At 63.6% G+C, this 12,115-nt stretch carries 13 protein-coding genes and 1 pseudogene; 4 read left to right on the top strand and 10 right to left on the bottom strand.

Annotated features, from left to right (window positions below; translation table 11 throughout):
* Positions 1-750, bottom strand: a 750-nt coding sequence (locus AC0IPL_RS19900; protein WP_474276843.1) for a tyrosine-type recombinase/integrase, incomplete at its 3' end; no start/stop codon positions are given.
* A 7-nt stretch (positions 751-757) separates the two neighbouring features.
* A complete protein-coding gene (locus AC0IPL_RS19895) occupies positions 758-970 on the bottom strand; it encodes a CBS domain-containing protein (protein WP_474276842.1) in 213 nt (70 codons plus the stop codon).
* A 290-nt stretch (positions 971-1,260) separates the two neighbouring features.
* On the opposite strand from AC0IPL_RS19895, the gene AC0IPL_RS19890 reads away from it, so the two are divergent.
* The 3 genes and pseudogenes from AC0IPL_RS19890 to AC0IPL_RS19880 all read left to right on the top strand — a co-directional run bounded on the left by AC0IPL_RS19890 (position 1,261) and on the right by AC0IPL_RS19880 (position 3,166).
* Entirely contained in the window at positions 1,261-2,103 is an 843-nt protein-coding gene (locus AC0IPL_RS19890; protein WP_474276841.1) for a universal stress protein, read from the top strand.
* Positions 2,104-2,161: 58 nt separating this feature from the next.
* A pseudogene (locus AC0IPL_RS19885) lies at positions 2,162-2,443 on the top strand (sodium:calcium antiporter); the annotation flags it as partial.
* A gap of 48 nt (positions 2,444-2,491) precedes the next feature.
* Positions 2,492-3,166: a hypothetical protein gene (locus AC0IPL_RS19880; protein WP_474276839.1), complete on the top strand. Its 675-nt coding sequence runs from the start codon at positions 2,492-2,494 to the stop codon at positions 3,164-3,166.
* Positions 3,167-3,212: 46 nt separating this feature from the next.
* On the opposite strand, the gene AC0IPL_RS19875 is transcribed toward AC0IPL_RS19880, so the two are convergent.
* The 5 genes from AC0IPL_RS19875 to acsA all read right to left on the bottom strand — a co-directional run bounded on the left by AC0IPL_RS19875 (position 3,213) and on the right by acsA (position 8,948).
* Entirely contained in the window at positions 3,213-3,659 is a 447-nt protein-coding gene (locus AC0IPL_RS19875; RefSeq protein WP_474276837.1) for a hypothetical protein, read from the bottom strand.
* Between the two features lie 148 nt (positions 3,660-3,807).
* Complete coding sequence (locus tag AC0IPL_RS19870) at positions 3,808-4,059, bottom strand: acyl carrier protein (protein WP_474276836.1); 252 nt, start codon at positions 4,057-4,059, stop codon at positions 3,808-3,810.
* Positions 4,056-5,240 (bottom strand): dihydrolipoamide acetyltransferase family protein, encoded by a 1,185-nt coding sequence (locus AC0IPL_RS19865; RefSeq protein ID WP_474276835.1) that lies wholly within the window; start codon positions 5,238-5,240, stop codon positions 4,056-4,058. The genes AC0IPL_RS19870 and AC0IPL_RS19865 overlap by 4 nt, the downstream gene beginning before the upstream one ends.
* A gap of 1 nt (position 5,241) precedes the next feature.
* Positions 5,242-7,239: a pyruvate dehydrogenase (acetyl-transferring) E1 component subunit alpha gene (gene pdhA, locus AC0IPL_RS19860; RefSeq protein WP_474276834.1), complete on the bottom strand. Its 1,998-nt coding sequence runs from the start codon at positions 7,237-7,239 to the stop codon at positions 5,242-5,244.
* Positions 7,236-8,948: an acetate--CoA ligase gene (acsA, locus tag AC0IPL_RS19855; RefSeq protein ID WP_474276833.1), complete on the bottom strand. Its 1,713-nt coding sequence runs from the start codon at positions 8,946-8,948 to the stop codon at positions 7,236-7,238. The genes pdhA and acsA overlap by 4 nt, the downstream gene beginning before the upstream one ends.
* A gap of 103 nt (positions 8,949-9,051) precedes the next feature.
* Here acsA and AC0IPL_RS19850 point away from each other — a divergent pair, with 103 nt between their 5' ends.
* Entirely contained in the window at positions 9,052-10,710 is a 1,659-nt protein-coding gene (locus AC0IPL_RS19850) for a Na/Pi cotransporter family protein (RefSeq protein ID WP_474276832.1), read from the top strand.
* A gap of 68 nt (positions 10,711-10,778) precedes the next feature.
* Here AC0IPL_RS19850 and AC0IPL_RS19845 read toward each other — a convergent pair whose 3' ends face one another.
* From AC0IPL_RS19845 to AC0IPL_RS19835, 3 genes are all read right to left on the bottom strand, one after another.
* A complete protein-coding gene (locus AC0IPL_RS19845) occupies positions 10,779-11,021 on the bottom strand; it encodes a hypothetical protein (RefSeq protein ID WP_474276831.1) in 243 nt (80 codons plus the stop codon).
* 242 nt (positions 11,022-11,263) lie between these two features.
* On the bottom strand, positions 11,264-11,683 hold the full coding sequence (locus AC0IPL_RS19840; protein WP_474276830.1) for a hypothetical protein: 420 nt from the start codon (positions 11,681-11,683) through the stop codon (positions 11,264-11,266).
* 2 nt (positions 11,684-11,685) lie between these two features.
* Positions 11,686-12,051, bottom strand: a complete 366-nt coding sequence (locus AC0IPL_RS19835; RefSeq protein ID WP_474276829.1) for a GerW family sporulation protein — start codon at positions 12,049-12,051, stop codon at positions 11,686-11,688.
* Positions 12,052-12,115 lie beyond the last annotated feature (64 nt).

Raw genomic sequence — 12,115 nt, 5'->3', positions numbered from 1 at the left:
GCGCTCTGGGTCCTTCAAATAGGAGCCTCTCTTCAATTCGGGGAGACTTGGGAACAGCGCGTCTTCCCCCTGCAGCCCCATCGATTGCATGTGGTCTACCCAATCGGCCACGGCGGCGGAGAATGCTTTGGCGATTGGAAACCAGCTGATCCTGAGGCTTTTACCATTTTTGGTGCGAGAGGTCGTGGCATCCTGAATGACCTTTTGGCCCTCTTGATCAAAATGGGCGAGCCTCAATGTGGTGATGGTATCCGCGCGCAGCGCCCCAAGGTAGGCAATGGCAAACATCGCCCTAGCCCTCCGGTTCGCCAGGCTCAGCACTGGCATGCCGTGCAAAAGCTCCTCCGCCTCCTCCAGCGACGCATAGGTCTTCTCCCCCTTTGGCATCGCCTTGGCATAGGCCGCCTTCGGCAGTTGAATATAGTTCGGCAGGTCGGCTGGTAGACGTTTGTAGCCGTTTTGTTTGATCAACCACTCCAAAAAGCTCATGATCTGAGAGGCCTGATGCGAAGCGGTAGACCTTGATTTTTTGCCTTTTGACTTTGTCACCATCGCCTCTTTCAGGGCGCTTCGCACGAGATCCACATCCCGGACTGTAAGCCGGTCGAAGGGTTTTCCGTTCAAAACCGCCTCCATAAATCGGATTGCTGACAGGTGCTGATCCATCGTCTGCTCCGCAAGTCGGCCAGCATGAACCAGCCAGTCATAGACGACACGGTCATTCGCGCCCCACCAGCGCAGACCATTCATTTCCGCGCTAATCCCAATACCCCCGGGATCTCGCCCAAGTCCTTCGCTTAGCCAGCGCCAGCACCAGATCTTGGTCGGTCAGAATGCCGACAATCCGCTCTTCGTTGACAACCGGCAGCACGCCGCTTCCAAGACTGTGCATCAGTTCCGCCGCTTTGGAGGCACTGTCCTGCGGGCTAGCAAAGCGCGCCGACACGGTCATGACCTTTTCTACAAACATGGATCAATCCTTTCCGGGCCGCCCCCGGCGAAGGTTCAGAAAGCGGCCTGCCGGTCGCTTGCGCCGTGGGCTGCGTTCAGCTTTCTACGAATAGGCTGAGCCGCTCCCTTCGAGCCTTGATCAAACCGACTGCCCCTGTATTAGCCAGCGTTAAAGCAGTCGGCAAACGTGGCGCACCAGCTATTGACGGGAGTCAAACCCTCACCCGGCTTGATTTGCTATACTTTACGGGCAGCCCCTGGCCGCGCAAGCCGCGCCGGAGGACAACAATCGGGAAGGACACGTGCGCCATGAGTTACAAGACCATTCTCGCCTGCCTAACGTCCGCATCCGCTGCCAGCCAGCTGCTGCCCGCTGCATGCAGCTTGGCCCGGAGGTTCGATGCCCATCTGACCGGCCTCCACACGCGCGAAGCTTTTGTGCCCTATTCCGGCATCGCCATTGCCGCCGACGACGTCACGTTCGGGGATTTCAGCAGCCGGGTGACTGACGAAGACCACAGAATAGAGAAACTGTTTCAGGCAGCCACAGACCGGGTCGGCTGCAATGCCGAATGGCGCTCGCAGGCGGCTCGCTCGCCTGATGCCGCGGATAAGCTGCTGGAATCCGCCATCCACTCCGATCTGGCCGTGGCGCTCTATCCGGACCCGGAACAGGAGCGGTTTGATCAGAGAAACTTCCAGAAGGACCTTGTAGTGAACAGTGGCCGCCCAGTGCTGCTGTTGCCGGACGATTGGGGCGACAAGCCCATCGGAACCCGTATCCTCGCCGCTTGGAAACCCACCCGGGAAGCCGCCCGCGCCCTGCACGACGGGCTGCCGTTCCTGCAAACTGCCGCCTTTGCAGAGATCGTCACCATCGAAGAGAAATCGCACGAGGCCGCGGAATTCTCCACCGAAGTGCACGAGATCGCCAAGGTGCTTTCCCGCCACGGGGTGGCGGCAGAAGTCCGCCGGATCCAGAATAGAGAGTTCGGCCCCGGCACCCGCCTCCTGATGGAGGCGGCCAGCCAGCAATGCGACCTGCTGATCATGGGTGGCTACGGCCATTCCCGGCTGCACCGGCTGATCTTCGGGGACGCCTCCGCGCATGTCCTGCGCGAGGCCCGGATCCCGGCGCTGATGTCAAGCTGACCGGCACCGCCATGCCCAGCCCGGACGCCCTGCCCGTCTACGACTTGCCGCGGTCTTTGCCGTTGCCGCACTGCTGGTCTGGTTCTCAGGTACCCGACGGGCCATGAGCGGGGACGACCTGTCAGAGCGCTACAATCTGGCGAGGGAATTTGTCGGCCTGCTGTTCCTCGCCACTGTCACCGAACTGCCGGAGATCATGACAACCGTCACCGCAGCGCAGGTGGGCAATGCCCAGCTGGTTCTCGGCAATATGGTCGGCGGCATCACAATGCAGACCGCAATCCTGGCCCTCGCAGATATTTTCGCAGTGCGCTATGCGCTGACCTTCTGGCTACGCTAACCCAACCATGCGCTGCTGGCGGTCCTGCTGATCGCGCTGCTCAGTGTCTTGCTGTGCCTCACCTTCCTTGGTGATATCGACCTTGGCCTTGGTGTCGGGCTGGGCACAATCCTGCTGGCGGACGGCTTCCCGCTGGTCATCTACCTGCTGCACGTCTTCGACCGCAAAACCACCTGGGCGCCGGTCGACCTGCCCGACGATCAGGAGCGCCGCAAGACTCAGCGCGCCCATCTACGCGAACCGGACAAAGCCACCAACGCTATGCTGCTTCTGCGCGTTGCGGTTTACAGCCTGCTGATTGTCGCGGGCGGCGCGGCGCTGGCCCTCAGCGCCGACCTCCTCGCCGAGCGGACGCAACTGGGGGCATCCTTTGTCGGGGTGACCCTGCTGTCGGCCGCAACATCACTGCCGACACTCACCACCACGCTGGCCGCCGCCCGTATAGGCTCTTACACGATTGAAATCTCCAACATCTTCGGCAGCAACCTGATCATGCGAACTCTGCTGCTGCCAGCTGATGCCGCCTACCGCGGCGGCGCGATCCGTAACCACGCAACCGCAGGCGCACAACTTAGCATCGCCGTCGGCATCCTGAGCACCGCAATCTACGTGGCAGGCCTGCTGATCCGCCGCACTCCCAAGATGCTCGGTGCAGGCCTCGATCCCTGGCTGGTACTGGCCGTCTTTTTCGGCTCCATCGCCGCCCTCTACCAAATCGGCTGACCCTAGGGCCGTTTTCTATCGTATCTGAAGTTTGTCGCGTCAAGGTTCAGACCGGCTCGGACTGTGCCGTCGCGGCTGCCTTCCTGGTGATCTTCACAGCTTCCTCAGCCGTTTCCTCGACCGCTTCGGCCTCCGTTTCGCCGGCATAGCAGGCGCAGCGGGACATCATGTCCAGCCATTCGCGGCCGTCTTCGGCGATCCGCTCCACTGAATGGCGCTGCCACTCGGAAAAGGCCTCAATCGCACCGGCAGGCTCCATCGGATCGCCCGACACCGCGGTGCGGGCCGCATCCAACGCCGTACGCGCCGCTTCGTGGCGGCGCTCAAACCAGTGCCGCGTGAAATCTTCCGTTTCACCCAGGATTTTCTCCTGAACATTCCAGAATTGCTCAACTTGCGGCTTGAGCATCGGGTAAAACTGCATGGCGCCCTGCAAGGGCTTCATTGCCTCTGCAATAACCCCAAGGGTTCTGTCTGTTGATTTCCTGGCCATCTTTTGCATCTCCTCGCACCGAATTTCAACTGACCCCGATTTTATCATCCGTCCTGTTTATCCGCCTTAATGAATATCAATACCGCAGCCAAAGACTTCGCAGCACCTCTGCGCCAGGCGGATATTCGCCCAAGTTAGCTGCCTGATCTCAATCCTGACCAGCCGCAGCAGAAAGGTAGCGGACAGCGGAGCCAACCGTTGCAATTTCTTTGTAATCGGCCTCCGGGATATCGATGCCAAGCCGCTGGTGCATAGCCGCGGCCAGGTTCAGCACATCCATCGAATCTAGCTCCAGGTCCTCCCGCAAGTGATCCGAATCTGACACCTGCGCGGGGTCGATATCCGGGGCAACCCGCGCCAGTACTTCCAGAAACAGCGCACGCATTCCGGTTTGTGTCATAACGCCTCCGGCTGTGAGATCAGTGTTTCGAATTCGCAAAGGAACCGGCCCGCCTGCCGCCCACCGCTGACCCGGTGGTCGGCGGCGACGGTCACGGTGATGACCCTGCGCGGGACGACCCCGCCGCTGTGCACCCAAGGTCGAAGCTGCGGTGCCCCGATTCCGATCAGCGCCACCTGCGGCGGGAAGATCACCCCGGCCATCACCTCGCCGCCAGTCTCGCCCAAACTGGAGACCGTAAGGGTGCCTCGGGTCATCTCAGAGCTTTTCAGCCGTCCCGACCGCGCGCGGGAGACGATATCCCGCATCGCTGCCATCGTTTCCGCCAACGTCATCGCGGGCACATCAGCAAGCGCGGGCGCAACCAATCCGCCGCCGCGCAAGGCAACAGCAAGGCCGGGGTTGATCTGTGCCGCAGGGCGGAAGACCCCATCGGTGAAATGCCCGTTCAGGGTTTGTGCCTTCTGCACAGCCAGCGCTGCCGCCCGCAACAGCACTGCGCCCAGCAGTATCCGCTCCGCCGGAGGAACCCCGGCATTGCGGGCCGCCAGCATATCGAGAGCGCTTTGCACATCCATGGCCTGCGACAGGTAGAAATGCGGGATCGTCTGCTTGGAGTGCGTCATTGCAGCGGCCACAGCCTTGCGCATCTCATCAAGGCGCGAGGTCGGTTCGCCGATATCTCGCGCACCGCCCGGCACCACATCCGCCAGCACGACGGCGCCGCCCGGACCGCTGCCCGCCAGTGTACCAAGGTCCAGCCCCAGCTCCGCTGCCCGCGCCCGCGCCGCCGGCGACGCTTTTACCGTGCTGGCCACAGCTGCTGCCGCGGCGGCAGGCTCGGCGACCTGGGCGAGCACGGGTGCGGGTTCCGCTGCAAGTTCCGGTTTGGATAGCGGTTCAGGTTCCAGTTCCGTCACCGCGTCCGGCGCCGACGCCGCTTCCCCCGCAGCCAGAATGACAGCCATCGGCGCCCCCACCGGCAGCACCATGCCGGGCTGCGCCTTCAGCTCCTGCACCGTACCGGCCTCGAAACACTCGATTTCTATCGCGCCTTTCTGGGTCTCGACCACCGCAACCGCATCACCGCGGGCCACGGTATCACCGGGCGCGACCAGCCATTCCACCAAGGTGCCGCTCTCCATGTCAGAGCCGAGCGAAGGCATCACGAACAGGCCCATTTTACCCGACTCCCATGACAGATTGCCCTGCCGCCACGATAGTCGGCACCTGCGGAATGGCCGCGTCTTCCAAGTGCTTGGGATAAGGGATCGGCACCTCCGCCGAACAGACCCGTCCAACCGGCGCGTCCAGGCTCCAGAACCCCTGCTCCATGATTCGCGCCGAAATCTCAGCAGCCAGCGATCCCGATCGCCAGCCCTCGTCAACAATGACTGCCCGGCGGGTCTTGCCGACCGAGGCCAGGATCGCGGCATTATCTAGAGGTCGCAGGATGCGCAGGTCCAGAACCTCCGCCGAGATGCCTGAATCCGCTAGTCTTTCTGCCGCCTCCAGCGTCTTGAACAGCGACCCGCCATAGGTGATCAGGGTGACATCGCTCCCCTCGCGGCGGATTGCGGCCTGTGAGATATCCACCGGTCCCGCCATGCTGCACAGCAGATGCTCTCGGTTATAGAGCATCACATTTTCGAAGATCAGTACCGGATCAGGGTCGCACAGCGCCGTCCACAGCATCCCGCGCGCGTCCTCGACCGTGGCCGGCGCCAGCACCTTCAGCCCCGGAACATGCGCATACCAGCCTTCGAGGCTGTGCGAGTGCTGCGCCGCCAGCTGCTTGCCCGCCCCGGTGGCCATGCGGATCACCAGCGGTACCCCGAACTGACCGCCGGACATGTGACGAACAGTGGCCGCCGTGTTCAGGATCTGATCCAGCGCCAACAGCGAGAAATTTACCGTCATCAGTTCTACAACCGGGCGCATCCCAGCCATCGCCGCGCCGATCCCGGCGCCGGTAAAGCCCGACTCAGACAGCGGAGTGTCCCGGATTCGGGCTTCGCCGAATTCCTCCATCAGCCCCATGGACACCGCATAGCAGCCGCCATAGGCGCCTACATCCTCGCCCATCAGGAACACCCGCTCGTCGCGCTTTATTGCATCGCGCAGGGCCTCGCGCACCGCCTCCCGGTAGCTCACCACCCGGGTTTCCCCGCCAAGCGCCGCAGGTTCAGCAGGACCGGGCTGCGGCCCCAGAACATGACGCGTCAGGTCTTCAGAGGGTTCCCATGTGCCGTCTTCGGCAAATTGAACCGCCTCCGCGATCTCTGCCCTGATCCCCGCTTCGAGCCCGGCAATTTCCTCCTCGTGGATCAGTCCGGTCTCCAGCAGCCAGCTACGGAACCGGACAATCGGGCCGCGCTGGCGCCAGTCATCGACCTCGGCCTTGTCGCGGTAGAGCTGCGCATCGAACATCGAATGGGCCCGGAACCGGTAGGTGTGGCACTCCAGGAACACTGGCTTGCCGGTCTCCCGGATGGCTGCCAGCGCCCGCCGCGCGGCGGCTTCAATCGCCACCACCTCCATCCCGTCTACCACTTCGGCCTTAACCCCATAGGCGGCAGCCTTGGCACTGATATTGGTCTCTGACTCGCTTCGTTCCAGCGCCGTGCCCATAGCATAGCCGTTGTTTTCGCAGACAAACAGCACCGGCAGCCCCCACAAGGCGGCTAGGTTCATCGCCTCGTGAAACTCGCCTTCGGCCACCGCGCCCTCGCCAAAGAAACAAGCGGTGACATGCGGATCGCCGCGCATATGATCCGCCAGCGCCAGCCCCGCCGCCAGCGGCAGCCCACCGCCGACAATCGCGTTGCCGCCATAGAAATTTGCCCCCGCGTCATACAGATGCATCGAGCCGCCGCGCCCGCCGGAGCAGCCCTCGGTCTTGCCGAACATCTCCGCCATCACAGCATTCATCGAAACCCCGCGCACCAGCGCGTGCCCATGCTCGCGGTAGGTGGCGACAACCCGGTCGCCCTTCGCCAGCACCGGAATCACACCCGCGGCAATCGCTTCCTCGCCATCGTAAAGATGCAGAAAGCCGCGGATCTTTTCCTGAGTATACAACTCTGCGCAGGCGTCTTCGAACATTCGGACCCGCATCATCGCCGTCAGCAGTTCCAGCACATGGCCGCGGTCAAGGCGGATTTTCTCAGGGGTGCTCATGTCTCATCGCTCTCCAATGTCGAAATGTCGCCCTCCGGCAGCCCCAGCTCGCGCGCCTTCAGCAGCCGCCGCATGATCTTGCCGGAGCGGGTCTTGGGCAGGGTGTTGCGAAACAGCACGCTGCGCGGGGCAACCGCCGCCCCCAGTCGCTTGCGCGCACGGGCCCGCACCTCGAGCTCCAGCTCTTCGGAGGGTTCATAGCCGGGGTTCAGCGTGACATAGGCCTTCACGATCTCGCCCGCAGTCTCGTCCGGCACGCCGATCACCGCCGCTTCGGCCACCGCCGGGTGCTCGATCAGGGCGCTTTCCACCTCAAACGGGCCGATCAGATGGCCGGAGGTCTTGATCAGGTCATCCTTGCGCCCGACGAACCAGTAATAGCCCTCCTCATCACGGGTGGCCAAGTCGCCGGACAAATACCATCCCCCGGCAAAGCACTTCCGGAACCGCTCCTCCTCATCCAGATACCCACGCATCACCGAAGGCCAGTCCGGCTGCAGCGCCAGCTCCCCGGTTTCCCCTGCCCCGCATTCCGTCAGCCCATCTTTGCCCGTTTTCAGGATGGCCGCCGTGATCCCCGGCAGCGGCTTGCCCATCGAGCCGGGCTTCACCGTCATGCCGGGCAGGTTGGCAATCATGATCCCGCCGGTTTCGCTCTGCCACCAGTTGTCATGGAACGGCTGTGGGAACACCTTGCCGCTCCACTCCACCGCCTCCGCGTTCAGCGGTTCTCCGACGCTTGCCAGAAATGTCAGGGACGAGAAATCATGAGACGCCGCCGCTTCCGCCCCCGCCCGCATCATCATCCGGATGGCGGTGGGTGCCGAATACCAGATCTCGACCCTCTCGCGCCCGATGATGCCGTACCAGCGCTCCAGGTCGAACTCGGCCTCATCTACGATCATCGTCACCCGGTTCACTAGCGGCGCGATGATGCCATAGGAGGTGCCGGTCACCCAGCCAGGGTCGGCGGTACACCAATAGACCGCGCCCGGCTCCAGCCCCAGCGCGATGCGCCCCGAATAGGCGTGGTAGACCACCGCGCCATGCACATGCACCACCCCCTTGGGTTTGCCGGTGGTGCCAGAGGTGAAATGCACCAGTGCTGGGTCTTCGCCGCCGGTCTGCACCGTTTCAAACTTCTCCCCTGCCTGCTCCAGCGCAGGCCCCAGCGCCACGCAGCCCTCGGGCGCCTCATCGCCGGCAATCAGCACCAGCTTCAGGGACGTCAGCTGATCGCGGAACGGCGCAATCTTGCGACGGTAGAGCGCCGCGGTGGTCATCAGCGCCCGGGCCGCGCCGATCTCCATTCGCGTCCGAATCGGTTCCGGCCCGAAGGCGGCAAACAGCGGCGTATAAACCAGCCCCGCCTTCAGCGTGCCAAGCGCGCAGGCATAAAGCTCCGGCACCCGCCCGATCAGAGAATAGACACTATCGCCCCGCTGCAGCCCGTGCGCTCGCAGCAGATTTGCAAATTTTGAAGACAATGCCGCCAGTTCACCATAACTCAGCTCGCGTCGGCTGCCGTCCTTGCCCAGCCAGCGGATCGCCGTCTGGGCACCATAGCCCGCGACAACATGCCGGTCTGCGGCTTCATGGGCGATGTTTAGCCCGCCATTCAGGCCGCAGACCAGTTTCCCGGTCCCGGCCCACCGGCTGCCTTCGCCGACGTGCGGACTCTCATCACCTGCTTTGCGGTCGTCCTCCATGCCATCCTCCCGGCCTCATGTTCACCCGAAAACGAACTCGCCGCTATGATGCGCATCAATCGGGTGCAGGACGCCGCCGCCCGGGCCGGTCAAGCCGTATTTGATGGTCGGCAGCTTTTCTGGCACTCTGTTTCAGATGTACTGGAATGTGTTGCCGGCCCTTGGCGGCATCGGGCTCTTTCTGATCGGCATGCTGCTACTGACCGGCGGTCTCAAGACACTTGCCGGGGCCCGCCTGCGCAGCATTCTGGGCCGGTTCACCTCCACCCCCGCCACCGGCGCGGCGACCGGCGCGGTGACCACCGCCGCAATCCAGTCCTCCAGCGCCACGACCGTTGCCGCTGTCGGCTTTGTCGCCTCCGGGCTGCTGACCTTTCCGCAGGCGCTTGGGATCATCTTTGGCGCCAACATCGGCACCACGATGACCGGCTGGCTGGTGGCCATCCTGGGCTTCAAGCTCGACCTTGGCCAGGCCATGCTGCCGGTCGTCCTGCTGGGCGCCCTGCTCGCGCTTTCCGGCAAGCGCAAGATCTCCTATCTCGGCCAGGCGCTGGCGGGCTTCAGCCTGATCTTCATCGGCATCGAGCAGATGAAATCCGGCCTCGAAGCCTTCCAAGGTATCGTCACCCCTGCCGATTTCCCCTCTGACAGCTGGGCAGGTCGGCTGAAGCTGGTGGCGATAGGCGTGCTGATCACCCTGGTCACCCAGTCGTCCAGCGCGGGCGTCGCCACAGCCCTGGCTGCCCTCAGCGCCGGGGCGGTGAATTTTCCGCAGGCCGCGGCGCTGGTCATCGGGATGGACGTAGGCACAACCTTCACGGCTATTCTGGCCACGCTGGGCGGCGGCACCATGGCCCGGCGCACCGGTTTTGCGCATGTGGTCTATAACCTGATGACAGGCGCCTTGGCGTTTTTCCTGCTTGGCCCATTTGCTGCCGTGGTTTCCTATCTGGCTGGCTCCCAGGACTCCCTTACAGCGCTGGTCGCCTTTCACAGCGTCTTCAACCTGCTGGGCGTGATCTTCATCCTGCCCTTTGCGCGCCCGTTTGCCCGGCTGATCGAGTTCCTGATCCCGGACCGCGGGGCTGCGCTGACGCAATCGCTGGACCACCTGATCCTCCGCGACCCCGCAGCCGCAACCGCCGCCGCCAAAGTTGCCGTTGTCCGGGTAACAGCGGCTGCCATTCATCACCTCAGAACACTTACCGGCGCCCCGGTCCCAGACAACAGCGATTACGAGTGGGGCCACCTCTCTTCCGCCGTCACGGAAACCAGCACCTACCTCGAAAAGATCGAACTCTCCGGCAATGCCAGCGCGGAATTTAACGAGATCAAAGGCATGTATCACATCCTCGACCATCTGGACCGGCTGCTCTACCGGTGCACGCAAACGGACAGGATCAGCGAATTGCCGAACGACATGCGGCTGCGGCGTCTTACCGGGGTGCTGGACCTGGCAACTGCCGAGGCTGGGCACACCGGCGGTCCTGACGCATGCGAGCAGCTGCTGACCCGTGTCCTCCGCATCATGCGGGCGCAGCGCAGGTCGCAAAGAGACCGACTGATCTCCGAGGCCGCAGACGGCACCTTGCCGGACGACACAGCCTGGCTGAGGCTCGATGCGGTCCGCTGGCTGCACAGGGTGACCTATCACCTGTGGCGCATACAGTTGCACTTGAACCTTCTGGAAAAGGACGCTGCCGACCCCGGCCTCACCACGGTGACTGGCGAGGAAGCGCAGCTGGATGCCGAACTGGACTAAGGCCCGCCACGTAAATCGGCCCTCCAGTCTTTATTAATCTCCTGAGCCAGTTTCCTGCCATTGCGGTATCAACCGCGCAGGGCCAGAAACCGGAAGTTACCTTCTCTTGCCTTCAGCTTTGACAACTTGAAACGCTCCGGCACCGGCCTTGGCAACGGCAGGAAGGCCTCACCGGTCCTCCGGCGTCCTTTCCAGCCGGACCAGCGTCCTGGCGATGGCCTGCGGAAACCTTTCTTCGATTTGCGTGGCAGTATAGCTTTTGCCAATACAGCCGCTCCCGTCACCGCGCCTTGCTGAAAAGCCAGGATCATCACGGGCCGCTTCTCGCCGCTGAAAACGGCCGCCGCCGCCCTGTTGCGGGTGAACCGTGCAACCCGGCAGACCGCCGCAAAGGCCCGTGGACCGGCCCGGACCCGCGGGTCGGCCACCCAGCGCACCGGACCGGCCCGAAAGCGTCCCAGCCGAACCGCACCGCCAGCACGATCAGCGCCGCCGGAACCACGGACACGTCCAGCTCGGCCCGGCCGGAGAGCACCGTCCGGTCAAAGACCGGCTACAATGTGACGCGCAGCTTCCGGGCAGGCAAGGTTCCGTAAACCAGCGGCGCCAGCATACCGTAGAGCTGCCCCGTCTCAGCCGGATCGCCCGCTCCGAATTTTGCGTCTAGGATCAGGGCGCGGATGCGGATACGGCGCAGTATGGCGGCGGCCAGCCGTCCTGCCGCGAGGACCAGCCTGCGGGGATCGAGCTGCCACTCGCTGCCTGGCTTCCCGGCCGCCTTCTTGCCCGCATCGGGCGGCTTCCGGCTGCCGGAGCGCCTGATCCGAGGACCGAACCCTCCCAGCGGCCGCAGCGCCGCCGAAAACACCGGCCCCGCCTCCCTACGCAGCACCAGCTCGATCCTGAGCGGGAAAACCAACAGCAGAACGATCCCGGCAAGCAGCAGCGCCAGAACGGTGCCAAGGGCCGCCATACTCAGCCTTGCCCCTTAATGCCTTTCCCCACTGCAGTTTGGGCCGCCGCCTTAACGGCCTTTCCAGCTGCATCACCAAGTACCGCCGCCAGCGTTGACATTGCTCCGTGCACCGATTCAACCTGCGCGCCGCGCTGGTCGATGATGATGGCCCCCAGCGGCTTTATGCCGCCGCCCGCCCCGGTGCCCGCGCCTTCTCCGGACTTGACATCCGCGCCGCCGTCGGCCCCAAAGCCGAACGCGTAGCTGACAATCGGAATGACCGTCGCATCGTCCTTCTTGATCGGATGCCCCAGCACGTTTTTGGCGTTCAGCAGCTGGTCCAGTTCCTCCACCGTGCCCTTCAGCAGCCGTTCAACATTTTCCATCCCGCTCACCTTTCACTAGAACAACACTCACCGGGGCGAGCCTCTCAGCCCGCCCTCCTGCGTG

Source organism: Leisingera sp. SA32 (genome assembly GCF_056033425.1).
The sequence above is the reverse complement of the archived record's forward strand: the minus strand, read 5'-3'. Positions and strand labels throughout refer to the sequence as shown.

Coding starts and splice junctions, on each gene's coding strand:
- AC0IPL_RS19895 (WP_474276842.1), bottom strand. CDS start 970: ATGTTTGTAGAAAAGGTCATGACCGTGTCGGCGCGCTTTGCTAGCCCG.
- AC0IPL_RS19890 (WP_474276841.1), top strand. CDS start 1,261: ATGAGTTACAAGACCATTCTCGCCTGCCTAACGTCCGCATCCGCTGCC.
- AC0IPL_RS19875 (WP_474276837.1), bottom strand. CDS start 3,659: ATGGCCAGGAAATCAACAGACAGAACCCTTGGGGTTATTGCAGAGGCA.
- AC0IPL_RS19870 (WP_474276836.1), bottom strand. CDS start 4,059: ATGACACAAACCGGAATGCGTGCGCTGTTTCTGGAAGTACTGGCGCGG.
- AC0IPL_RS19865 (WP_474276835.1), bottom strand. CDS start 5,240: ATGGGCCTGTTCGTGATGCCTTCGCTCGGCTCTGACATGGAGAGCGGC.
- pdhA (WP_474276834.1), bottom strand. CDS start 7,239: ATGAGCACCCCTGAGAAAATCCGCCTTGACCGCGGCCATGTGCTGGAA.
- acsA (WP_474276833.1), bottom strand. CDS start 8,948: ATGGAGGACGACCGCAAAGCAGGTGATGAGAGTCCGCACGTCGGCGAA.
- AC0IPL_RS19850 (WP_474276832.1), top strand. CDS start 9,052: ATGGTCGGCAGCTTTTCTGGCACTCTGTTTCAGATGTACTGGAATGTG.
- AC0IPL_RS19845 (WP_474276831.1), bottom strand. CDS start 11,021: ATGATCCTGGCTTTTCAGCAAGGCGCGGTGACGGGAGCGGCTGTATTG.
- AC0IPL_RS19840 (WP_474276830.1), bottom strand. CDS start 11,683: ATGGCGGCCCTTGGCACCGTTCTGGCGCTGCTGCTTGCCGGGATCGTT.
- AC0IPL_RS19835 (WP_474276829.1), bottom strand. CDS start 12,051: ATGGAAAATGTTGAACGGCTGCTGAAGGGCACGGTGGAGGAACTGGAC.